Consider the following 21,438-nt stretch of genomic DNA (forward strand, 5'->3'; position numbering starts at 1 on the left):
GAAGCGACCGACTGTGACGCCGACTACCGACACCGGACTGCCTATCACGGATGCGTTCTACGACAGAGACATGCGAAACGTGGACGCCGCCGGTCTCGGCATCGGCGACGACTATCCGCCCCGAATCATGGGCGTACTCAACGTCTCGAAGGAGTCGCCGTACGAGCCGAGCGTCTTCGACGACGCCGAAGAGGCGGCCGACTACGTCGACGATGCGCTCATCGGCCGGGGCGCGGACATCGTCGACGTCGGCCTCGAATCGGCGAACAAGCGGTTCGAGGTCCTCACGGCCGAACAGGAACTCGACCGCCTCGATACCGCCATCGAGACGCTGGAGCACGTCTCCGGCGACGCGGTGTTCTCCATCGAGACGCGGTACCACGAAGTCGCCGACGAGGCGCTCTCGCGCGGTTTCGAGATGGTCAACGACATCTGCGGCTTCGCCGACCCGAAGATGCCCGAGGTGTGCGAGGCCCACGACGTCGCCGTCGTCAAGATGGCGAGTCCGCCGGACCTCGAACGGCCCGGAGCGGTCGAGGGAGTCGACGACATCTACGAGGCGCTGAAGCAGAGCGGTCTGACGGACAAGACCATCGTCGACCCGGCGTTCGGCGGGTGGTCAGAGGAGAAGACGCTCGAAGACGACCGCGAGACGTTCCGCCGCCTCCGCGAGTTCCGCGGCTTCGGCCAGCCGGTTCTCGTCTCCGTCAACCGCAAAAACTTCCTCCGCGAACTCGCCGGTCGCTCCACCGAGGAGGCGCTGCCGGTGAGTCTCGCGGCCACCTCGATGGCCGTCGAACGCGGCGCACACGTGATTCGGACCCACGACGTCGCCGAGACGCGCGACGCGGCGCTGGTCGGCGCGGCGTTCGCGCGAGAACGCGTCCGCAGAGAGGGTGCAGTCTCCGTCCGAGAACTCGACGTGACGACGCCGCGGGAGGCGGCCCGCCACATCGAACGCGTCGGAGGTGACCCGAACGCCGCGCCCGAAACCGTCTCGAACGTCTTCGAGTTCGCGTCGCTGTCGCCCGAAGAGCGCGGGGCACTCGTCGCCGCGACGAAGGAGTCAGGGGCGATGCTCGTCGGCGGCGAGAGCGGTCGGACGCTGCTAGTGGGGACGGCGGGGGCACTCGTCCGGACTGCTGACGCGGCATACGGCGTTTCGGAACCCCTCGACGCCGTCCTGTCGGAGATAGCGGAAACATTCACGTACGAGAAAACTTATGGCGGACGCGCTTGAACCGAGGAAGTGGACGCCGGAACGGCACGCGGGTAGGGGTACTTGGTGCCACTCCGGCCCATACAGTATTATTACCGCCGAGCACTCGCTTCGCCAGCGGCGGCACCCTCGACTCGACCGGGGCGAAGCGTGAACTTCGACGCCTGGGAACCCGTCTACGAGCGGATTCTCGCCGACTTCGGCTTCGACCGGAGCGCCGACGAACGCGCCCGCGACGACCTGGCGGCGCTCGCCGAACCGTTCGACGAGTCACGTCTCCGCGTCGTCGAGGGGGCGAGCGTCGCCGTCGTCGGTGCCGCGCCGTCGCTCCCCGACGAGGTCGACCGCGCGGCCGACGCGGACTACGTCTTCGCCGCCTCGACGGCCGCCGACGTACTGCGTGACCACGGCGTCGGCGTCGACCTCATGGTAACCGACCTCGACAAAAACCCCGAGACGGCCCGCGAGTTGACCCGGCAGGGAACCCCGGTGGCAGCGCACGCCCACGGGGACAACCGACCCGCGATTCGCGAGTGGGTGCCACGGTTCGACTCCGAGCACGTACTGGCGACGACGCAGGCGGCCCCCGTCGGCCCCGTCGTCGACTACGGCGGGTTCACCGACGGCGACCGGGCGGCGTTTCTGGCCGACGAGTTCGGAGCCAGAGAGTTGAGATTCGCCGGCTGGCAGTTCGACGACCCGACGGTCGACGAGATGAAAGCGAAGAAACTCGCGTGGGCCGCGCGGCTTCTGGCGTGGTTGGAACGACGCCGTGGCGAGCGCTTTTCGGTTCTGGACGGCCGGCGGTCGTCGCTCGAATCGCCTCCCTCGGTCGACTCCCTCCTAGAGAGCGAGGCCGACGACGAGAATCAGCAGTAACAGATGCCAGAGCACGAACAGGGCGTTTCGCGTCGGGGCATCGGCACGGAGTGCGAACCACGAAACGACCGTTCGAGGCGAGTACGTCCATCGTCTGCCGGACACTCGCCGGGCGGGCTTCACGGCGTTCGCCTCGTCAGAGGGAGTCGTGGATCTCTTCGCCTGCTCGGCGCTGTACCAACTGTGGACCAAACAATAGCAGGTGCTCAGAGCTCTGGTACAGCGCCGAGTGATATCGCTCGCGGCGAAAGAACGGTTGCCAGTAAGTTTCGTAACCAATCTCGTATCAAAATAGTTATCAGCGACTACTCTGTATCGGAAACCGATTGTCGGTGCTGACGGTCTGAGCAGCCATACAGCACACGTGAAGGTGGTGGAACCTCCTCGGTTTCACACGCATCGACAATCTCTTCTCTCTGATTTCTTCGCCGCCAGCGACGCGGTGTCGATCAGTCGACGAACGCGTCGTCTGTCGCGTCGTACTCGGCCTCGAAGTACCGCACCTCGCAGTGCTCGCAGGCCGCCGCGATGACGTCGTAGCTTCGACAGCACGACTCGACGGCGTGCGTACCGAGGTCAACCGGACCGCCGCAGGCCGGGCAGTGCTCGATACAGGCGCGAAGACCGCTGAGCATTTGGCCCCGAACGTCGACGGAGAGTCGCGACCAGACGTCGGTTCTGTCGTCGAGCTCCGCGCTCGCGGCCATGTCGGCGGCAAACGCCTCTCGGGACTCCCACTGCCCCAACCAGTCGTCGTCGAGCCACGCGGCCACGGCGTTGCCATGGTCGCTCAGCGACACCCGGTCGGCGTCGACGCCGACGGTTCGGGCGAGTTGGTCGACGCCGCCGTCGCCGTCACGAAGCGCGTCTATTCGGTGATACCACGCCCGTTCGAACGACGCGTCGAGAACGACGTCGGCGTCGACGTCTCGCAGCGCGCCGACGTCGAGGAGGAGCGTTTCGATGTCAACTGTCTCGGTGTCGAACGTCGCCGGGTCGACGTCGTGGTCCCAGTCGGATGCCACCGCCGCTGGCCGCATCGACCTCGCGTGTTCGGACTTGTCGAAACGCCGCAGGAGCCAGTCGGGGACGTAGCGTTTCGTGAGCGCCGGCGTTCCTGGGACGAGGTAGCCTCGGAGGTAGACGAGCGCCAGCGATACGGCGAAGGCCGCGATCCCGACCGGCGGCGAGAGAACAGCCACCGGTAGCGTAACGGCGCCCGCGATGGCGATGTTGACCGCTGTGCAGGGGGCACAGCGATTCTCGCCGACGTACTCGGGTTTTCGGACGCGTTCGAGTAGTGAAGATGTCATCGAATCGACTCACCGTCCGTCCGCGGACGATACTGGGTCGTTCGCCTCCGGTAGCATAGGTGTGTGGGTCGTCTTCACTCGGAGCGAATCCCTGGAGTTCGACCGTCCTACGGTTCGAGTACGACCTTCCCGGTCGACTCGCGGTTCTCGATGTACTCGTGGGCGTCGGCGGCCGCAGAGAGCGGGAATCGCTCGCCGACGACGACCTCAAGCTCGCCCTCGGCGAGCAACTCCGTAAGTTCGGGCACCGCCTTCAGCACCGACTGGGGGTCGCGCTGCATCGCGCGGCCGAGGTGGAAGCCGACGACGGATTTGTTCTCGAACAAAAGGCGCGTCGTGTCCGCCTGCGCGGGGTCGCCGCTGGCGACACCGTAGGTAACGAGTCGGCCGCGATAGTTGAGCGCGTCGAGGCTGGCGTCGAACGCGTCGCCGCCGACACCGTCGAGCACGAGGTCGACACCCTTGCCATCGGTTTCGGCCTCAATTACCTCCTCGAACGCCTCTTCGGTGTAGTCGATGGGGTGGTCCAACCCCAGACGCGCCGCGAGATCGAGTTTCTCCTGACTGCTAGCGGTGCCGAACGACTCCGCGCCCGTGGCCGCGGCTAACTGGACGGCCGCGGTGCCGACGCCTCCCGCGGCAGCCTGAATCAGCACCCGCTCGTCCGCATCCTCCGAGTCGAGTCCGCCCCACTCGTGGAGGCAGCAGTGCGCCGTGAGAAACTGCACGGGGAACCCGGCGGCCTCGGCGAACTCCATCCCCGGCGGCACGTCGAAGAGGCCGTTGGCGGGTGTGACGACCTTCTCGGCGTACGCGCCGCCGCCGGTCATGGCGACGACTCGGTCGCCCACCTCGCGGTCGACGCCCTCACCGACGGCGTCGATGGTCCCGGCGGCTTCCATCCCCGGAACGTACGGCGGTTCCGGGCCGCCGCGGTAGTGGCCGCGGCGCTGCATGATGTCGGCGAAGTTGATGCCGGCGGCCTTCACGTCGATTCGGACCTCGCCCGGACCGGGGTCCTGTTCCTCGATATCGACGGGGTCGAGCACGTCAGTTCCTCCGAACTCGGTTACACGAATCGCGCGCATGGAGTCGTGTAAAGGGCGACCACCGATAAGCCCCGGTGAACGGCCAGTCGGTTGTCTGCCGTTCCTCACGACAACGGTAACGGGGTTTCTCACAGTCGACGGCTACAGTATCTTTTATCGAGCAGTTTTCCGAACGGATAGCTGACTACCGAACACGATGCCCACTGGAGACGAAACGGACACGAGCGAATCGAGCGTAGGCGGAGCCGCGTTCTCGACGGGACGACCATCGTCGGGCTTGCGGCAAGGTTGACGAGTAGAATCGACCCATTCGAAAATCGGGGGAAGAGGCCCGTACTCTCCGTATCTGGCACGCCCAGAGCGAGTTCTGGAGGGCACAGAACGCGTTCGTGTAGCCTCTGCCGGAGACAGATTCCAGTTAGACGGTGATTGATTATAATGGAGTGGGTACTCTCACAGAACGAGACGACGGATTCGGGCCCTCCGAACGCCCTCCTCCGTCGAGCTACGGGCGACCAATGACACACGAAAGTTCACAGCAGACGGTAGACACGGAGAGGACAGCAGCGTGGTGGGAGCGAGTCGTCGACCGGATGACAGTGTACGGCGAACGGGCGGGCGACGCTCTGATGTACAGTTCGGCGTACCTCGCGGTCATCGCGGCGGTGGAGCTCGCTATCGTGATGATGCTTCTGGGTATCGAAGCGAACCCCGCGCCGGTCGTCGTGGCGTTCGTGACGTTCGCCGTCTACGCCTACGACCGACTGGTCGATGTCGACGCCGACGAGGTGTCGAACCCGCGTCAGGCCGCCTTCATCAGACGCCACCGCGACGTACTGTACCTGATGGCGTCGGTTTGTTACGGACTCGCCGTCGCGCTGTCGGTGCTCGGCGGTCCGTACGCGTTGGCGATTACCCTCCTCCCGGGAATGTTCGGCGTCCTGTACGCCTCCGACTGGGTACCCGACGTCGGTGTTCGCTTCGCTCGGTTCAAGGACGTACTCGTCGTCAACACAGCCGTCGTGGCGTTCGCGTGGGCGGTCACCCTGACGTTCCTGCCGCTGGCGTTCGCCGGGCGCGTGTCCACCCCCGCCGCCGCCGTCGTCTTCTGTTACTTCTTCCTGCGGTCGTTCGTCGACACGGAACTACCGAACGTCGGCGACACCGAGAGCGACCGAGCCTCCGACGTGTCGACGCTCCCGCTCGTCCTCGGCGTCCGCGGCACGCGATACGCCCTGTACGGAGTCGACCTTCTCTCGCTCGTGTTGGTCGCTTACGCGGCCGGGACCGGTCTCCTCCCGTCCGCGGTCGCTGCGGCGCTCGGAGTCGGTGTCGCGTACTCGTCGTTGCTCGTCTCCCGTATCGGACGGATGGACGACTACGAACTCCTCACGCTCGCGTCCGAGTGTGAGTACCTGCTCGTCGGCGGCACCCTCGCGACAGTCGTCTTCGTCTGAAACCGAGACGGATATCTCGTAACTGTGGCGTCGGGCGAGCACGCGTCGAAAGCACTGACTTTCGTCGGGAAGTTAATATGTGAGCAGTTGTATCGGAGAGTACGCCGGTGAGCGCACTGAGCCAACTGTACGTGGTCGTACTCGCCACCGTCGGTATCGGATTAACCGCCGCGCTGCTCGCTTGGCGTGAGCGGCCCGAACCGGGAGCGACGCCGCTGGTCGCGATGCTGGCCGGACAGAGTTGGTGGTCGGTGTTCTTCGCGTTCGAACTGCAGGCGACGACGCTCGCCGCCAAGACGTTCTGGTCCGACATCCAGTGGGTCGGCGTCGTCGTCATCCCCGTCGCGTGGGTGCTGTTCGCGATGGAGTACACCGGCCGCGACCAGTACGTCCGGCCAAAGTACGTCGCTCTTCTGTCGGTCGTCCCCGTCGTGACGGTGGTGCTAGCGGCGACGGGCGACTACCACAACCTGCTCTACACAGGGTCGGAACTCGTCGAACGAGGTGACGCCGAGATACTGCGGCGCGACGGCGGCCCCTGGTACTGGCTGGCTGCCAGTTACACGTACCTTCTGGGACTGGTCGGGTCGGTTCCACTTCTCGGCTACGTCCGAAGCGAGACCTCGCAGTTCCGCGGGCAGAGCGTCGCACTGTTGATCGGGACTATCGTGCCGTGGGTGAGCAATATCCTCTTTCTGTACGGCGCAATTCCGATCTCGGGACTCGACCCGACGCCCGTCGCGTTCGCAATCTCCGGCGTCGCGTATCTCAGTGCGCTCACCAAATTTCGACTGCTCGGCACCAGCCCCGCTCCGAACCGCCGGGCGCGCCGACTCGTCTTCGAGCGTATGCAGGACGCGGCCGTCGTCGTCGACAACCACGACTACGTCGTCGACATGAACGAGAGCGCGACCGAGATGCTCGGGACGACGGCCCGCGCGGCGCTCGGTCGACCCGCCCGAGACGTGCTCCCGAAGTACGACCACGTCCCGAGCGTCGGAACCTCCTCCGAGCACGTCACCGTCGACGGTTGGAACGGCCAGCGGCACTACGACGTGACGGTCACGGAGGTCAGCGACTTCCACGGTCGGAACGTCGGCCGCGTCATCTCCTATCACAACGTCGACGAGCACCTACGTCACCAGCAGCGCCTCGAAGTGCTCAACCGAGCGCTTCGGCACAACATCCGCAACGAGACGAACGTCATCTACGGCTACGCCGATCTGGTCGCCGACGAGGACGGACCCGAGAGTGACCGCGCGGAGATAATCAAGGAACGCGCGATAGCCATCGCGGATATGGGCGAGAAAGCCAGGCAGATCGTCGATATCTTCGATCAGGTTCGCCGGGCCCCGCGGACGGTGCCGCTCTCGGACCTCGCGGCCGAACGGACCGCCGACGTCGCCGACCGATTCCCGGATGCGGAGGTCCGCGTCGAAACACTGCCCGAGGACGTGTACGTGAACGCGGTGCTCGGCCCGGCGCTCTCGAATCTCGTCGAGAACGCGGTCGAACACAACGCCGACGCGACCCCGACCGTCGAGGTGAGCGCCACCGTCGACGATGGACGCGTTCGTCTCGTCGTCGCCGACGACGGTCCGGGTATCGACGCCCACGAGCGGGCGGTGCTCGAACGCGGGACGGAGACGGCGCTGGACCACGGCAGCGGCCTCGGCCTCTGGTTAGTCACGTGGGCGGTCGGCATCGCCGACGGTACCGTCGAGTTCGAGGAGAACGACCCGACGGGGTCGGCGGTCACCGTCGAGGTGCCGACGCTCCCGGCGGACAACCCGCAGGCGGCGGACGCAGCGCGCGACCCGGACGACGGTGCGAACTTCCGGCGGCACCCGAACGAATCGCCGACGTCGAGCGACTGATAGCGGCGCGAGAGGGGGTAGGTTATCTATCCACTTCGTCGGCTGCGTGGCAGCGACGACGTTCCGGAGTGCGACCCCGAACTGTAACAGCGGAGTTCGGCGGACGGGGCCGCGAATCCGTTCGACGACGAGAGAGACGCCTATCGAAGACAGTCTTCGATAATGTTAGAAGACAGTACGCTTAATCGTCTCTTCGTTGAGTACGTTCACGGAATGGCAACCTACGAACTTCCGGACCTCCCGTACGACTACGACGCGCTCGAACCGTCCATCGACGCGCGTATCATGGAACTGCACCACGACAAGCACCATCAGGGCTACGTCGACGGCGCGAACTCGGCGCTCGAGAAACTGGAGCAGATGCGGAGCGACGGCGACTACGGCGACATCAAAGGCGTCGAACGAAACCTCGCGTTCAACCTCTCGGGACACGTCAACCACACCGTCTTCTGGGAGAACATGTCGCCCGACGGCGGCGGCGAACCCGGCGGCGAACTCGCCGACGCCCTCGACGAGCACTTCGGCGGCTTCGACCAGTTCAAGGACCACTTCTCGGCGGCCGCCAAGGGCGTCGAAGGCTCCGGGTGGGGCTTCCTCGCGTACGACCACATCGCGGACAAGCCCATCGTGACGATGGCCGAGAACCACCAGAACCAGACGCCGCAGGGCGTGACGCCGCTTTTGGTGCTCGACGTCTGGGAGCACGCCTACTACCTCCAGTACGAGAACGGCCGCGGCGAGTACGTCGATAACTTCTGGGACGTCGTCAACTGGGACGACGTTGCCGAACGCTACGACCAGGCGCAGAACGCAGATCTGCTCGGCCAGCACACCCACTGAAGCGTCCGTTCGCGTCATCAGCGGCTCTCTCTTTTATCCGGCGAGTTCGTCGATGAGTCTGTCGGTGAGTCGGTTCGAAGGGTCGAGAGCGACCCCGATCCCACCGAACGTGCCGCGTGCTATCATACCCTTCCTCAAACTTTAACACCGTTCCAGAGTATCACTCAAACTGGAGGTATCATTATGAGTCACGAACTCGACCCACTCCCGTACGACTACGACGCACTCGAACCGCACATCTCCGAGCAGGTGCTCACGTGGCACCACGACACCCACCACCAGGGCTACGTCAACGGCTGGAACTCGGCCGAAGAGACGCTCGCGGAGAACCGCGAGTCAGGCGACTTCGGCTCGTCGGGGAGCGCGCTGCGCAACGTCACCCACAACGGCTGCGGCCACATCCTCCACGACCTGTTCTGGCAGAACATGTCGCCGGAGGGCGGCGACGAGCCGTCGGGCGACCTCGCCGACCGTATCGAGCAGGACTTCGGCTCCTACGACGCCTGGAAGGGCGAGTTCGAGGCCGCGGCGAAGAACGCCAGCGGCTGGGCGCTTCTCGTCTACGACACGTTCTCGAACCAGCTCCGCAACGTCGTCGTCGACAAGCACGACCAGGGCGCGCTCTGGGGAAGTCACCCCATCGTCGCGCTCGACGTCTGGGAGCACTCGTACTACTACGACTACGGTCCGGCGCGCGGCGACTTCATCGACGCCTTCTTCGAGGTCGTCGACTGGGACGAGCCCAGCGCCCGCTACGACCAGGCCGTCGAACTGTTCGAGTAACGCCGCAACCCCGACAATTTTTTCGACGCCGCCGCCGCTCGCCGAGCGACGGGTGAATCGAGCGGAGAAGCAGGTTTCGCCGACGGCTCAGTCGCAGGTGCTCGGCATGAACTCCTCGACGGGCGTCTGCTCGACGGCGGCGACGATATCCTCGTGGAGTTTTGCGAAGTCGTGACCGCCGGTTCGACGGTCGAATCCGGCGAAGACGCCGACGCGGTGGTCGCAGTCGGCGAGAAACGTTCTGAACTGTTCGGTGTGCTCGAAGCCGCGAACCGTGTAGGCGTACTCGTCGGCGAACAGCGACTCGTAGGTGTCTCGGGTGACGTAGCCGTAGCGCTCGTTGTCGACGAGCGCGCCCACGTCGAGCGCCGAGAGGTCGTCCGCGACGTCCGAGCGGACGTACAGCTGTTCGTGCGTCCACTGGTCGAACAGCCAGACGTCTCTGAGCGACCCGTCGCCGAATCGCCGAATCGCAGCGAGGAGTCGCTCTGTCGCGTCGCTCATACTACCTCCATTCGCCGGGGTGCCATAATCATTTTTGCGATAGATTGGACAGAAGTCAGACGAGCGTCACACGCGGTCGGCCGGCCGAGCGGTTCCACTCCGTCGAGCGATCCGAAATGGGTCCCACCCCGAGGGACGCTCCGAGACGAGTTGCGAAACAGAAGGTGGCGTCGCTCGACCACAGGAGTTTACGATGGGGCTGGCGTATCTCGGGCCATGCCGCGACCGAAATCCGACTTCGACGAGCTGTTTCCGTGCGACTTCTACACGCCGGAGGAACTGCTCGACGCCGACCAGCTGTACACCGTCTACGAGATAGCCCGCCTGCTGCAGGGACTCGACGCCGACGCCGAGATCGACGAAGGGATCGAAGATATCCTGCTCGACTGGGCGATTCCGTGGATCATGCGCAACTCCGACGAGATGGTCGTCGCCGAACCGCCGAGCGACGAGGAACCCGGCTACTACGGGCTGAAAAGCGAGGGAGACGACTGAGGGATGCGCCTCCTCGTCGCCGGCGGTGACCGCGTCGACGCCGGCAAGACGACGTTCTCGGTCGGCTTGCTCGCGTCGCTCCGACGCGACGGCTACGCGCCCGTCGGATTCAAACCGCGCGCGGGCAACGACTACTGGTTCGACCACGACGATGTCCGTGCATCGGGCGACGCCGGGCGACTGTACGGTAAGGACGCCCAGAAACTTGCGGCGGCGAGCGCGGGCGACGTCGAACCGGAGACCATCAATCCGGTCCACCGTCTCTGGCGGCCCACGCCCGGCAAAACCGGACTGCTCGGAGAGAGCGGCCGAACGTTTCTGGTCGACAGGGTGACCGGGGAGGCCGGCCCGGAGTTCGTCGTCAACGCCGACGCCGAGGCGGAGGGACTCCTGCCCGACGAAGTTCTCGACTCGCTTCCGCTGGACGACGCCCGTCGCGTCGACTCGCTTTCGGGGTTCAACGAGGTGATGCGCGAGCGATACGTGCCGGCCGCAGAACGTCTCGCCCGACGCGTCGCCGCGACGGAGACGAGTGTCGTGGAGTCGTACGCCGATATCGCCGTTCCGCTCTCGGACGCTCCGTTCGACGCCGTCGCCGTCGTCGAACCGGGGCGGGCGCGAATCTACGACGGCGCTCGATACCTCAAAGCCCGCGAGGCCGCCAGCGGCGGCCCCCGAGAGGGCCAACTCGAAGAGTACGTCGACAGCGTCGTCGGGATGCTCGAACCGCTGTCGACGGTCGGGTTGCGAGCGCTCGGAAACGAGGCGCGCGGGAACCCCGAACGGGTCGCCGACGCCCACGCCGAAGCGTACGACGCGTTGGTCGAGGCGGCGGAGCGCTGAGTTCTATCCGAGCCTCGCCGCGCGGGCGGCCATCTCGACGTGGTCGTACGGTCGTTGGGTAACGCTCGGGCCGTGGCCGACGTGCATCGCCGCGAGAGAGTCGTCGACGACGGACCGCAAGCGGTCGATGCTCTCGATCAGCAGGTCGCGGTCACCCTCCGGCAGGTCGGTGCGCCCGAAGCCGCCGTTCTGGAAGACGAGGTCGCCGGCGAACAGCGCGCTCGCGTCCCCACTGTAGAAACAGAGGTGGTCGTTCTTGTGCCCGGGCGTGTGGAGCGCGACGTAATCGTCGTCGCCGATTCTCACCCTCGATTCGTCCTCGATGACGTTGTCGACCGCCGGTTGGTCGGGGTCGAATCCCCACGTCTCCGCGTCGAAAGCGTCGCGGACCGCGTCCACGTTTCCGACGTGGTCCGGGTGCGTGTGAGTGAGAATCACGGCGTCGAGGTCGTCGGTTTCGTCGACTCGTTCGCGGATTCGAGAGACGATATCGAAGTTCGCGCCGGCGTCGACGAGGACGGTCCGCTCGCCCTCGACGAGAAATGCGTTGCTCGTGAAGGCGGAGACGCCTTCCGCGAGGTTGGAGCTCATACGCTCGATTCGCGCGGGGAGGACTCGACTCCATCGGTCCGCCGCGGGAACAGTCGACGGCTGACGACAATGGGTGCCCTTTTTGCGCCCTGAGTCACCTCCCCTCGGATATGGACGTACGCCTGCTGGAAGCCACGCCGAACCCGGAGAAACTCGTCTGCAAGGGCGCGAGAAACGACTACTCCGCGGGATTCGTCGGCAGTCAGTCGTTCGAGGAGACGATGGAGACCGTCGACGGCGACAGCGAGAGAGAGAAGATGGAGACGCTCATCGGTCACCTGCTGAGCCACGGCCACTTCGGGCCGTTCGAGCACCCGCAGGCGACGTTCGCCATCGAGGGCGTCAGTCGGTCCTGCATGGCGCAGATCACGCGGCACCGACACGTCAGTTTCGACGTGCAGTCGATGCGGTACGTCGCCTTCGACGACGTCGACCCCGAGGACGTCGCCGCGGGCGAGATGGTCGTCACGCCGCCGTCGGCGTCGGACCCCAACTGGGTCGGCCGCAATCAGAAAACCGGCGCGGTCGACGGGGAGACAGTCGAGAAGCGCAAGGAACTGTTCCGCGAGTCGGTCAGTCGCTCGGTCGCCGACTACCAGGAACTGCTGGACCTCGGCATGCCGCCGGAGGACGCGCGGTTCGTCCTCCCCATCGGCACGGAGGTCAACATCGTGATGTCGATGAACGTCCGGATGCTGATGCACGTCGCCGACATGCGCGCCGCCGCCGACGCCCAGTGGGAGATTCGAGAACTCACCGAGTCGGTGCTGGAGCTCGCCGAGGAGTGGTGTCCCATCACGTTCGAGTACTACAACGAGCGGATGCGCAACCGGAAGAACCGTCTCGCGCCGTAGCCGAGATGGAACTCGTCCTCATCGCCGCCGTCGCCGAAAACGGCGTCATCGGGGCCGACGGTGACATTCCGTGGCACTACCCCGACGACCTCGCACACTTCAAGCGGACGACGACGGGCCACCCGGTCGTCGTGGGCCGGCGGACGTACGAGAGCATCGTCCGACAGATCAGCGGGCCGCTGCCGGGGCGGACGAACGTCGTACTGAGCAGACGCGAGATGGACCTCCCGGACGGCGCGGTCCGCGCAGCGTCGGTAGATGCGGCGTTGGAGAGAGCGTCTGAGGCGGTCTGCGACGGCGAGTGTGACGAACCCATCTTCGTCATCGGCGGGGAGACGGTGTACGAGCAGTTTCTCCCGCGCGCGAACCGACTCGTGTTGACCGAGCTTCACGAGACGTTCGAGGGAGACACCGAGTTTCCGGCGTTCGACCGCGACTCCTGGACCGAAGTCGAGCGCGACGAGCACGACGCCTTCGACTTCGTCGAGTACCGACGGCGAGAGTCGTAACCGCGAGAGCGCGCCGCTGGGCGGTGAATCTCGGGTATCACCGTTTCTGAGTGTCCCGACGGGCAGTGATATCTGCAAAAATTCGCCTTAGCGAGAGTTTTTCCGGGCGGGCCTCGTAGACGGGTCCGATGACCGGCAGCGTCCTCGTACGGACAGGTCGAACCGACGGTGATACGCGATGAACAACTCTAACCAGCAAGCGTACGACCGGGGCACCTCGCTGTACTCCCCGGACGGACGCATCTACCAGGTCGAATACGCACGTGAAGCGGTCAAGCGCGGCGCGCCCGTCGTGGGCATCCGCGCGGCGGACGGCGTCGTCCTCGCCGCCCGGACTCGGTCGAGTTCGCCGCTGATGGTCACCGAGAGCATCGAGAAACTCCACAAGGTCGACGACCACGTCGGCGCGGCCAGCGCCGGCCACGTCGCCGACGCCCGACGACTCGTCGACTACGCCCGCCGAGAGGCACAGGTTAACCACCTCCGCTACGGCGAACCGGCGGGCGTGGAGGGACTCACGAAGGAAGTGACGGACTTCATCCAGGAGAACACCCAGCGCGGCGGCACGCGCCCGTTCGGCGCGGCGCTGCTCGTCGCGGGCGTCGACGCCAGCGGGCCGCGTCTGTTCGAGACCGACCCCTCGGGGACGCCCCACGAGTGGAAAGCCGTCGCCATCGGCGGCGAGAGCGCGACCATCCGCGAGTATCTCGAAGACGCCTACGACCCCGAAATGAGCGTCGACGACGGCGTGAGCCTCGCCGTCGAGGCGCTGCTCGAAGGGGCGAAAGACGACGAGATCGCCGCCGAGAGCGTCAGTCTCTCGACGGTCGACGAGTCGGGTCACCACACCTACAGCGCTGACGAGATCGCCACCCTCATCGACGAACTCGACGCCGGCAGCGACGACGAGTAATCGACGGTCTCCGTAGAGTCGCCGCCGACCACGACTGTTTTGCGGACGCGCGGCGAACGGCCGACGATGGCGACGCTTCGTCGAATCTTCGTCTATCCGATAAAATCGCTCGACCCGCAGCCGGTCGACGCCGCCACCATCGTCGAAAACGGCGGCTTCGACGGCGATAGGGAGTTCGCGCTGTTCGACGCCGACGGTCGGTACGTCAACGGCAAGCGCAACCGCGACGTCCACCGCCTTCGCTCGTCGGTCGACCGCGATGAGGAGACGGTGCGGCTCGAACCGCACGGGGGCGACGTCCGGACGTTCGCACTCGACAGCGACGAACTGACCGACTGGATCTCGTCGTACTTCGGCGAACCCGTCACACTGGAACGCGAGCGCGCCGGCGGGTTCCCCGATGACACCGACGCCTCCGGCCCGACGGTTATCTCGACGGCGACGATTCGAGCGCTCGCGTCGTGGTATCCCGACATCGGCGCCGAGAGCATGCGCCGTCGCCTCCGGCCGAACCTCGAAGTCGACGGCGTTCCCGCGTTCTGGGAGGACCGTCTCTTTTCGAGTCGCGGCGAGACTGTCGAGTTCGCCGTCGGCGACGGTGACGACTCGGTCGTCTTCGAGGGCGTCAACCCGTGTCAGCGTTGCGTCGTCCCCTCACGTGACCCCCACACCGGCGAGGAGTACGACGGTTTCCGCGAGCGGTTCGTCGAGAAGCGCCGCGAGACGATGCCCGAGTGGAGCGGCGGCGACTGGTTCGACCACCACTTCCGCGTGATGGTCAACACCCGCGTTGACGAGGCCGACTGGGGCGAGACGCTCTCGGTCGGCGACGAGGTGGAGATACGGGGGACAAAACCAGTCTAATTCTGGACCGGGTTACCAACCTGAGAACTTGTCTCGTCGGAAGAGGTCCAGTTCGCTCACCGTGGAGTTCGTCTGTTCGGCGGCGAAGGCGATGGCGTCGGCTATCTCCGCGGGTTCGGTCACCTCGCCGGGGTCGAACTGATCCTCGAACGCCCGGTCGTCCTCGGACCCGAACTCGGTTCTGACCTCGGTGGGGTTGACGACGGTGACGCCGACGCCGTCCTCGCCGGCGGCCGCCTCGACGCTGTGGGCGTATCCGCGGAGCCACCACTTCGTCGCGGCGTACACCGGGTTGAACGGCCGCGGGAACTTGCCGGCGAAACTGCCGACGTAGATGAGGTTGCCCTCGGTCTCGCGGAGATGCGGCAGCGCCGCGCGCGTGGTGAAGAACGCGCCGTCGACGTTCGTCTCCATCATCGTCCGGTACTCCTCGGTGGAGATGTCGACGCCGGAGCCGAGCCCCAGCCCGGCGTTGACGACGGCGATGTCTATCTGGCCGAACCGGTCGACGGTGTCGGAAACGACGGATTCGACCGCCTCTTCGTCGCGCACGTCCGCCGGCACGACGAGCGTCTCGACGCCGTAGTCGGTTTCGAGTTCGTCGGCGAGTTCGGTCAGTCGCTCTTCGCGGCGCGCGGAGAGCGCGACGTTCGCGCCTGCGGCCGCCAGTTTCCGCACCGTTGCCGCGCCGATTCCGGAGCTCGCACCTGTCACGAGCGCGACGCGACCGGAGAGTTTGTCTGCCATATGTCCCGATACGCGGGCGGTGACTTAGTTTCCGAGGCCGAAGTGAAAAACGGGGCGACGGTTCACTCTCCGACGGCGACAACGCTGATTGTGCTCGCCCGACTATCGGAACCTATGTCGTCGAACGGCCGGGTGCACGACTTCTCGAAGTTCTACCGGGAGTACGCCCGCGGCGGTATCCACGCTGCCAGCGCCGCCGCGATGACCGCGTTCGGTCTACTCACCATCTACCACGATGTGTTCGCGCTGTTGGCGGTGGTGTCGTACGTGGTGCCGGCACTCTACGCTTACGCCGAGCGCGGCAGTGGCGTCGACTCCGAACCGAACCGCGGTCGAGACGCCGACGCGAGTCGGTCCGAACCCGCGTCGACCATGGACCCGTCCGAGTCGGACGCCGGAAGCGCCGGCGAAGCCGAACGCGACGACCGCGGGAGCGGCGAGCGCCGTGAACGCGCCGGGTCCCGACCCCCACCGTCGGCGACGGCGGGCCGCAGCGACGGTGTCGTTGACGACGGCGATGTCAGCGAGGTCGGGGAGAACGAGGACGAGTGGGAGAAAAGCGACGGGAGCCACTCCGACGGAGCGGACGAAAACAAAGGCGAGTGGACGAGTGTCGACTCGCCGGTTACCGTCGACTTCTCCGATGCGGTCGCTGCCGGCGACGGGGTGTACGCCGTCGGAGAGGATGGGGTCGTCCTCGCACGGCAAGGCGACGAGTGGTCGGCGGTGCTCGAAAACGGTCCCGGCGCGCAGGGGGAGAATCTGACGGGCATCGAGGCCACCGACGACGGACGCGCCGTCTGGGTCGCCGGCGACGGTGGCGCGCTCGGGAGACTCGACGCGGAGTCGAACCGACACACCGACTACTCCGCGCCGGACGGAGACACGAGCACCGTCACCGACCTCGCCGTCGTGGGGCGTGCGGGCGAAGAAATCGTCGTGCTGGTGAACGGGTCGGGCGAGGTCCGCCGCGGTGAGTACGACGGTGAGCGCGTCCGGTGGGGAGACGCCCAGAAACCCGGAAGCGGGTCGAGTTTCGCCGCCGTCTCCTTCGCCGACGGCGAGTGCGGCTACCTCGTCGATACGAACGGGTCGGTGTTCCGGACGACCGACGGGGGCGAGAGGTTCGACAAGGTCGGTATCGACGACGCCGGGGCGTTGACGGCCGTCGCGCCGATACCGGACGACCCAGGGGACGCCGAGGCGTTCGTCACCGAAGACGACGGGACCGTTTATCGGTTCGACGGCACGCGGTGGACTCCTCGCCGTCCGACGGAGGAGAGTCTCTGGTCGCTGGCGGCCGACTCGAAGCGTCGGCTTCTCGCCGTCGGCGACCACGGAACGGTCATCGAAAGAACCGACGCGCGGTGGCAGTCGGAGGAGACGCCGACAGACGAGACGCTCCGCGGCGTCTGTCTCGGGCCGAACGACGCTGTCGCCGTCGGCGACGACGGCGTGGTGCTCGAACGTCGAGCCCGGTCCCGCTCGAGCGAGTAGCTACGCGAGCGTCGTCGGAGTCGATTGCGACGGCCGCGACGGCTGTCGACCGTCGACACGCATCGTAGTCTGCCGCCACCGCCTCTTTTAGGAGGTGCGACGCTAACCAGGAGCCATGCATGTTCTGACTGGCGGGTTAGTCTCGGACGCAGACGGGGCGCGAGAGGCGGACGTCGCCATCGAAAACGGCGAAATCGTCGCCGTCGGCGACGTTCCCGAGGGCGACAGCCAGACCGACGTCTCCGGACAGGTGATCGCACCGGGTCTGATAGATACGCACGTCCACGTCTCGATGGACGGACGTCCCGACGTGAGCACGGTGTTCGGCGACAGTCCGTACACCGCGGGCTACCGAACGGTCGCGAACCTCGAAGCCGCCGTCGAGGCGGGCGTGACGACGGTTCGGGACCTGGGGAGCCGCGAGACGCTGGCGCTCGACGCCGGCGCGGCCGTCGACGACGGCGTCCTCGACGGACCGCGGGTGCTCGGAGCCGGCGAGGCCATCGTGATGACCGGCGGTCACGGGCACCCGTTCGGGTACGAGGCCGACGGAACTGACGAGGTGCTGAAGGGTGCCCGCGAGCAGTTGAAACGCGGCGCCGACGTCGTCAAGTGTATGGCGACGGGCGGCGTGTTGACCGCCGGCGCGGTGACCGGATCGCCGGAACTCACCGAGGACGAGCTTCGCGCGGCCGTCTCCGCGGCGAGTGCGAAAGGCGTTCCGACGGCGGCGCACGCCCACGGCGAGGAAGGTATCAAGAACGCGGTCCGCGCCGGCATATCGAGCGTCGAACACGGAACGTTCATGGACCGCGAGGCGGCGGAGATGATGGCCGACAACGGGACCTACTGGGTGCCGACGGCGAGCGCCCTCGTCAACATCGTCGAGAACGGCATCGAGGCGGGCATCCCCGAGGAAGCGGTCGAGAAGGCCGAGGACGCCGCGTCGCGGTTCGAGCGTGCGTGGGAACACGCCCTCGAGGCGGGCGTCGACATCGCGATGGGCACCGACGCCGGGACGCCGTTCAACTACTTCGGCGACATCCCGCGGGAACTCGAACTGATGGTCGACTACGGGCTGGAGCCGGACGCCGCGCTTGAGGCGGCGACCGTGAACGCGGCGGCGCTCGTCGGGCGCGACGATCTCGGCCGCGTCGCCGAGGGGTATCGCGCGGACCTCGTCGTCCTCGAGACGGACCCCAACACCGACGCGACGGCGTGGCAGTCGCCGACGGCGGTGTTCGCGGACGGTAAACGGGTCAGCTAACGACAGAAAAAACCGTCGAAGTCGACTCATATGCCATGGCGACGGTCAGTCGAAGGCGATTGTGAGAGTCGAGAACACAGCCGATTGGTGTCACAAACTCTTTTGCCCATCGCTGAGTGTATCCGGCCGATGCACCGCCGGGCACCGTTCGTTCTACTCGCCATCTTTCTCGTCGCGGCGGCGGTAGCGCCGCCAGCGGCGGCGTTTTCGGGCACGAGAGCCGGCGGATCGACCGCCGACACCGCGCCGAACTCGATGGCGGCGATGCAACAGTCGTTTGACAGTAGTGAAGTTCGCATCGTCGTTCACGAGGATGGCTCCGCTCGGTGGACGTTCCACTACGAGCAGACGCTGGCGAACGAGACCGAGCGCGAGAACTTCGAGACGTTCGCGACCGAGTTCAACAACAGCCAGACGCCGCTGTACAACGGCTTCAAGAGCGAGTCGCAGTCGCTCGTCAAGAGCGGATCGAACAGTACCGAGCGGCCGATGAACGCGCAGAACCACTCGCGGCAAGCGTACGTGACCGACAGTCTCGGCAACACCATCGGCGTCGTCGAGATGTCGTTCGTCTGGACGAACTTCGCACAGATCGACGAAAACAGCGGAGCGGTGACCGTCGGTGACGTCTTCGAGGGCGGCCTCTACATCAGCGAGAACCAGTCGCTGGTCGTCGAGTCGGGCGAGAACCTCGAGTTCAAGAACGTCACGCCGGCGGCGATGCAGTCGAACACCAGTTCGCTTCCCGCCAGCGACTCGGTGACGTGGATGGGCGAGAAGCGGTTCACCGACAATCGTCCGCAGATCGTCTTCGTTCCCGAGGGAACCCAGACCATCGTCGCCAACGGTGACGGCAACGGTAGCGGAGGCGCGGCCGGCACCGACGGCGTGACCACGACGCCCATCGGGAGCGGCGGCGGGAGTATGTGGCTCGCCGGGGCGGTACTCGTCATCTTCGGCGGCGTCGCCGTCGCGCTCTGGTACCGCCGCGGCCGCGAAGAGACGGTCGACAGCGTCGATACGGAGACGGGTACCAGCACCGAGGCGGCGGCCATCCCGCCGGAGCCGTCGGTGTCCGACGAGGAGCTCCTCTCCGACGAGGACCGCGTCATCTCGATGCTCGAAGACCACGGCGGACGGATGCGGCAGGTCCGTATCGTCGAAGAGACCGAGTGGTCGAAATCGAAGGTGAGCATGCTGCTCTCGGAGATGGAAGACGAGGGTTTCATCTCGAAACTCCGCGTCGGCCGCGAGAACGTCATCAGCCTCGACGGCCACGAACCCGAGGCGACGAAGTCGCCGTTCGACGACGAGTAGCGCGGTACGCTACGTCGAAACACGGCCCTTCTGAAACGCAAACGTTAAACATCACTCGCGGATAGTGGAAGATGCGCTCCGTTGGTGTAGTCCGGCCAATCATCTTGCCCTCTCACGGCAAGGACCAGGGTTCGAATCCCTGACGGAGCACTTCTATCAGACTTATACTCCGAGCGGTGGATTTCATTCCGCCGCGAGGCTCGGTCCAGTAGATGCTGGACGGGATTCGAATCAGAGAGTGAAGCGAGCGGAACGACCGTGGTTCGAATCCCTGACGGAGCACTTCTCTAAATATCGAATCACCGAGCGCAGCGAGTCGTATTCGAGTCTACGAGCGTCAGTGAACCGCCTCGGAGGAGAAACCACAGCGACTGTCTGCACCCCACAAGCATCGAACTCACAGTCAGTGCGCCAGAATCAGAACACCACGTGTGCCGGCGAGTTCGTCGGCGATTACCCGAGCAACCGCCGAAGAAGCGCGTTCGCGGAGTCGTTGCCGGACCCGCCGTCGGTCGAAAGCTCACCGTCGGCCGTGATCTCGGCGCTCGTGATCGCGCCGAGCGTGTCGGTAATCGTGTATCCGGGCGTCTCGACGGTGACCTCGTCGGAGGCGGCGACGTCGACCCAACGGAGTTCGAGTTCGTAGCTCCCGTCGGATTCTATCTTCGACGCCTCTTGCTGGCCGGACGCTTCGTGGTACGCCCACGCGCCTTCGTCGGCGTACTCGGGCTCCGTCTGGCCGCTGATGGTCCGAACCTCCACCGAGCGGTCGGTGTCCGAGCCGGCCATCGGGTACTCCTTGTCGACCCACGCGCGGTACCCCTCCTCGATTGCGTAGACGTTCGTGTAGCTGTTCTCGATGAGCGTCGCCGCGCGCTGCGAGGAGAGGTAGTTCGGACAGTCGCAGTAGATGACGATGCGGTCGGATTTCGGCCAGTCGGCGACCGGGTCGTTCCGCTCTAACCCCTCGGGGGCGATACTCTGGACCGCGCCGAACACGTGCGAGACGTCGTAGGCGGCGGCGCTGCGCGCGTCGACGACCCGGGTTTCGCCTCGCGCGTACCAGTAGTAGGCGACGTCTGCGGGGACGAGTGGGACGTTCACTACGCCGGAGTCGCGCTGGACGCGATTAGCGGCGAACCAGCCCGCCTTGACCTCGCGCTCGGCCGGCACGGTCTCGAACTCCGGCGGGTAACCGTCGAGCGGGTTCGTCTCCTCGGGGAGGTCGTCGCCGTTCCGCGGCCCCTCCAGATCCTCGAACGAGCTGGCTTCGTCGGCGGGTTCTTCCGTCGCCGAGTCGGTCGTCTGGTTCGCCGCCGCATCGGTGTGCGTCTCGGTCGGTTCTGCGGTCTGCGTCGACTCGTTCGCCGGCGTCGACGTCCCGGAAGCGCCGTCGTCTCCGGAGGATGCACACCCGGCGACACCAATCGTCGCCGCCGCTCCGAGTGCGTGCAGGTATCTTCGGCGTGAGGTACGTTTCGATGGCATTCGTGTGAGTACGTCACCTCAGACGGGGCATTACTATCGACATGATAAACCCGAATCCGGCTCTCTCGGGTCGGTAGCGCAGGTTCAGTGCGGACAGTTGGAGTCGGTTTCGAACGGTTCAGCGGACCGGCG

21 protein-coding genes and 1 tRNA gene are annotated in these 21,438 nt (G+C 66.0%); 16 read left to right on the forward strand and 6 right to left on the reverse strand.

Features of this window, described 5'->3' with window-relative positions; all coding sequences use genetic code 11:
* Positions 1–70 precede the first annotated feature (70 nt).
* Both LAQ73_RS13770 and LAQ73_RS13775 read left to right on the forward strand, forming a co-directional pair.
* Positions 71–1,240: a dihydropteroate synthase gene (locus LAQ73_RS13770; RefSeq protein WP_224270771.1), complete on the forward strand. Its 1,170-nt coding sequence runs from the start codon at positions 71–73 to the stop codon at positions 1,238–1,240.
* A 129-nt stretch (positions 1,241–1,369) separates the two neighbouring features.
* A complete protein-coding gene (locus tag LAQ73_RS13775) occupies positions 1,370–2,098 on the forward strand; it encodes a 6-hydroxymethylpterin diphosphokinase MptE-like protein (RefSeq protein WP_224268840.1) in 729 nt (242 codons plus the stop codon).
* A 449-nt stretch (positions 2,099–2,547) separates the two neighbouring features.
* On the opposite strand, the gene LAQ73_RS13780 is transcribed toward LAQ73_RS13775, so the two are convergent.
* A complete protein-coding gene (locus tag LAQ73_RS13780; RefSeq protein WP_224268841.1) occupies positions 2,548–3,411 on the reverse strand; it encodes a DUF8054 domain-containing protein in 864 nt (287 codons plus the stop codon).
* A gap of 107 nt (positions 3,412–3,518) precedes the next feature.
* The gene (locus LAQ73_RS13785; protein WP_224268842.1) at positions 3,519–4,499 is read right to left on the reverse strand and encodes a quinone oxidoreductase family protein; all 981 of its coding nucleotides are present in this window, start codon (positions 4,497–4,499) and stop codon (positions 3,519–3,521) included.
* Positions 4,500–4,978: 479 nt separating this feature from the next.
* Between LAQ73_RS13785 and LAQ73_RS13790 the strand changes: the two genes are divergently transcribed.
* From LAQ73_RS13790 to sod, 4 genes are all read left to right on the forward strand, one after another.
* A complete protein-coding gene (locus tag LAQ73_RS13790) occupies positions 4,979–5,917 on the forward strand; it encodes a UbiA family prenyltransferase (protein WP_224268843.1) in 939 nt (312 codons plus the stop codon).
* A 107-nt stretch (positions 5,918–6,024) separates the two neighbouring features.
* Positions 6,025–7,794, forward strand: a complete 1,770-nt coding sequence (locus tag LAQ73_RS13795; protein WP_224268844.1) for a histidine kinase N-terminal 7TM domain-containing protein — start codon at positions 6,025–6,027, stop codon at positions 7,792–7,794.
* Between the two features lie 213 nt (positions 7,795–8,007).
* Entirely contained in the window at positions 8,008–8,634 is a 627-nt protein-coding gene (locus LAQ73_RS13800) for a superoxide dismutase (RefSeq protein WP_224268845.1), read from the forward strand.
* A 183-nt stretch (positions 8,635–8,817) separates the two neighbouring features.
* Entirely contained in the window at positions 8,818–9,417 is a 600-nt protein-coding gene (sod, locus tag LAQ73_RS13805; protein WP_224268846.1) for a superoxide dismutase, read from the forward strand.
* Positions 9,418–9,504: 87 nt separating this feature from the next.
* Here the strand turns inward: sod and LAQ73_RS13810 are convergent, their stop codons facing one another.
* The gene (locus LAQ73_RS13810; protein ID WP_224268847.1) at positions 9,505–9,921 is read right to left on the reverse strand and encodes a DUF7522 family protein; all 417 of its coding nucleotides are present in this window, start codon (positions 9,919–9,921) and stop codon (positions 9,505–9,507) included.
* A gap of 216 nt (positions 9,922–10,137) precedes the next feature.
* Here LAQ73_RS13810 and LAQ73_RS13815 point away from each other — a divergent pair, with 216 nt between their 5' ends.
* The gene (locus LAQ73_RS13815; protein ID WP_224268848.1) at positions 10,138–10,416 is read left to right on the forward strand and encodes a DUF5827 family protein; all 279 of its coding nucleotides are present in this window, start codon (positions 10,138–10,140) and stop codon (positions 10,414–10,416) included.
* A 3-nt stretch (positions 10,417–10,419) separates the two neighbouring features.
* A complete protein-coding gene (locus tag LAQ73_RS13820) occupies positions 10,420–11,259 on the forward strand; it encodes an ATPase (RefSeq protein ID WP_224268849.1) in 840 nt (279 codons plus the stop codon).
* 3 nt (positions 11,260–11,262) lie between these two features.
* Here the strand turns inward: LAQ73_RS13820 and LAQ73_RS13825 are convergent, their stop codons facing one another.
* Positions 11,263–11,850, reverse strand: coding sequence for an MBL fold metallo-hydrolase (locus LAQ73_RS13825; protein WP_224268850.1), 588 nt, complete (start codon positions 11,848–11,850; stop codon positions 11,263–11,265).
* 110 nt (positions 11,851–11,960) lie between these two features.
* Here LAQ73_RS13825 and thyX point away from each other — a divergent pair, with 110 nt between their 5' ends.
* The 4 genes from thyX (at position 11,961) to LAQ73_RS13845 (ending at position 14,990) form a co-directional block, all read left to right on the forward strand.
* Complete coding sequence (gene thyX / locus LAQ73_RS13830) at positions 11,961–12,704, forward strand: FAD-dependent thymidylate synthase (RefSeq protein ID WP_224268851.1); 744 nt, start codon at positions 11,961–11,963, stop codon at positions 12,702–12,704.
* A 5-nt stretch (positions 12,705–12,709) separates the two neighbouring features.
* The gene (locus LAQ73_RS13835) at positions 12,710–13,213 is read left to right on the forward strand and encodes a dihydrofolate reductase (protein WP_224268852.1); all 504 of its coding nucleotides are present in this window, start codon (positions 12,710–12,712) and stop codon (positions 13,211–13,213) included.
* A 178-nt stretch (positions 13,214–13,391) separates the two neighbouring features.
* Positions 13,392–14,126, forward strand: a complete 735-nt coding sequence (gene psmA / locus LAQ73_RS13840; protein ID WP_224268853.1) for an archaeal proteasome endopeptidase complex subunit alpha — start codon at positions 13,392–13,394, stop codon at positions 14,124–14,126.
* A gap of 66 nt (positions 14,127–14,192) precedes the next feature.
* Positions 14,193–14,990 (forward strand): MOSC domain-containing protein, encoded by a 798-nt coding sequence (locus LAQ73_RS13845; protein ID WP_224268854.1) that lies wholly within the window; start codon positions 14,193–14,195, stop codon positions 14,988–14,990.
* A 12-nt stretch (positions 14,991–15,002) separates the two neighbouring features.
* Here the strand turns inward: LAQ73_RS13845 and LAQ73_RS13850 are convergent, their stop codons facing one another.
* The gene (locus tag LAQ73_RS13850) at positions 15,003–15,737 is read right to left on the reverse strand and encodes an SDR family oxidoreductase (protein WP_224268855.1); all 735 of its coding nucleotides are present in this window, start codon (positions 15,735–15,737) and stop codon (positions 15,003–15,005) included.
* 114 nt (positions 15,738–15,851) lie between these two features.
* Between LAQ73_RS13850 and LAQ73_RS13855 the strand changes: the two genes are divergently transcribed.
* From LAQ73_RS13855 to LAQ73_RS13870, 4 genes are all read left to right on the forward strand, one after another.
* On the forward strand, positions 15,852–17,234 hold the full coding sequence (locus LAQ73_RS13855) for a sialidase family protein (protein ID WP_224268856.1): 1,383 nt from the start codon (positions 15,852–15,854) through the stop codon (positions 17,232–17,234).
* A 115-nt stretch (positions 17,235–17,349) separates the two neighbouring features.
* Positions 17,350–18,501, forward strand: coding sequence for a metal-dependent hydrolase family protein (locus tag LAQ73_RS13860; protein ID WP_224268857.1), 1,152 nt, complete (start codon positions 17,350–17,352; stop codon positions 18,499–18,501).
* A 129-nt stretch (positions 18,502–18,630) separates the two neighbouring features.
* Positions 18,631–19,818 (forward strand): helix-turn-helix transcriptional regulator, encoded by a 1,188-nt coding sequence (locus tag LAQ73_RS13865; protein WP_224268858.1) that lies wholly within the window; start codon positions 18,631–18,633, stop codon positions 19,816–19,818.
* A 75-nt stretch (positions 19,819–19,893) separates the two neighbouring features.
* Positions 19,894–19,968 (forward strand) — tRNA-Glu (locus LAQ73_RS13870).
* 303 nt (positions 19,969–20,271) lie between these two features.
* Here the strand turns inward: LAQ73_RS13870 and LAQ73_RS13875 are convergent.
* Complete coding sequence (locus tag LAQ73_RS13875) at positions 20,272–21,306, reverse strand: rhodanese-like domain-containing protein (protein ID WP_224268859.1); 1,035 nt, start codon at positions 21,304–21,306, stop codon at positions 20,272–20,274.
* Between the last annotated feature and the right edge of the window lie 132 nt (positions 21,307–21,438).

The organism is Haloprofundus salinisoli (assembly GCF_020097815.1).
Taxonomy (GTDB): Archaea; Halobacteriota; Halobacteria; order Halobacteriales; family Haloferacaceae; genus Haloprofundus; species Haloprofundus salinisoli.

Coding starts and splice junctions, on each gene's coding strand:
- sod (WP_224268846.1), top strand. CDS start 8,818: ATGAGTCACGAACTCGACCCACTCCCGTACGACTACGACGCACTCGAA.
- LAQ73_RS13835 (WP_224268852.1), top strand. CDS start 12,710: ATGGAACTCGTCCTCATCGCCGCCGTCGCCGAAAACGGCGTCATCGGG.
- thyX (WP_224268851.1), top strand. CDS start 11,961: ATGGACGTACGCCTGCTGGAAGCCACGCCGAACCCGGAGAAACTCGTC.
- LAQ73_RS13790 (WP_224268843.1), top strand. CDS start 4,979: ATGACACACGAAAGTTCACAGCAGACGGTAGACACGGAGAGGACAGCA.
- LAQ73_RS13875 (WP_224268859.1), bottom strand. CDS start 21,306: ATGCCATCGAAACGTACCTCACGCCGAAGATACCTGCACGCACTCGGA.
- LAQ73_RS13815 (WP_224268848.1), top strand. CDS start 10,138: ATGCCGCGACCGAAATCCGACTTCGACGAGCTGTTTCCGTGCGACTTC.
- LAQ73_RS13855 (WP_224268856.1), top strand. CDS start 15,852: ATGTCGTCGAACGGCCGGGTGCACGACTTCTCGAAGTTCTACCGGGAG.
- LAQ73_RS13820 (WP_224268849.1), top strand. CDS start 10,420: ATGCGCCTCCTCGTCGCCGGCGGTGACCGCGTCGACGCCGGCAAGACG.
- psmA (WP_224268853.1), top strand. CDS start 13,392: ATGAACAACTCTAACCAGCAAGCGTACGACCGGGGCACCTCGCTGTAC.
- LAQ73_RS13850 (WP_224268855.1), bottom strand. CDS start 15,737: ATGGCAGACAAACTCTCCGGTCGCGTCGCGCTCGTGACAGGTGCGAGC.
- LAQ73_RS13800 (WP_224268845.1), top strand. CDS start 8,008: ATGGCAACCTACGAACTTCCGGACCTCCCGTACGACTACGACGCGCTC.
- LAQ73_RS13860 (WP_224268857.1), top strand. CDS start 17,350: ATGCATGTTCTGACTGGCGGGTTAGTCTCGGACGCAGACGGGGCGCGA.
- LAQ73_RS13845 (WP_224268854.1), top strand. CDS start 14,193: ATGGCGACGCTTCGTCGAATCTTCGTCTATCCGATAAAATCGCTCGAC.
- LAQ73_RS13770 (WP_224270771.1), top strand. CDS start 71: ATGCGAAACGTGGACGCCGCCGGTCTCGGCATCGGCGACGACTATCCG.
- LAQ73_RS13785 (WP_224268842.1), bottom strand. CDS start 4,499: ATGCGCGCGATTCGTGTAACCGAGTTCGGAGGAACTGACGTGCTCGAC.
- LAQ73_RS13865 (WP_224268858.1), top strand. CDS start 18,631: ATGCACCGCCGGGCACCGTTCGTTCTACTCGCCATCTTTCTCGTCGCG.
- LAQ73_RS13810 (WP_224268847.1), bottom strand. CDS start 9,921: ATGAGCGACGCGACAGAGCGACTCCTCGCTGCGATTCGGCGATTCGGC.
- LAQ73_RS13825 (WP_224268850.1), bottom strand. CDS start 11,850: ATGAGCTCCAACCTCGCGGAAGGCGTCTCCGCCTTCACGAGCAACGCA.
- LAQ73_RS13780 (WP_224268841.1), bottom strand. CDS start 3,411: ATGACATCTTCACTACTCGAACGCGTCCGAAAACCCGAGTACGTCGGC.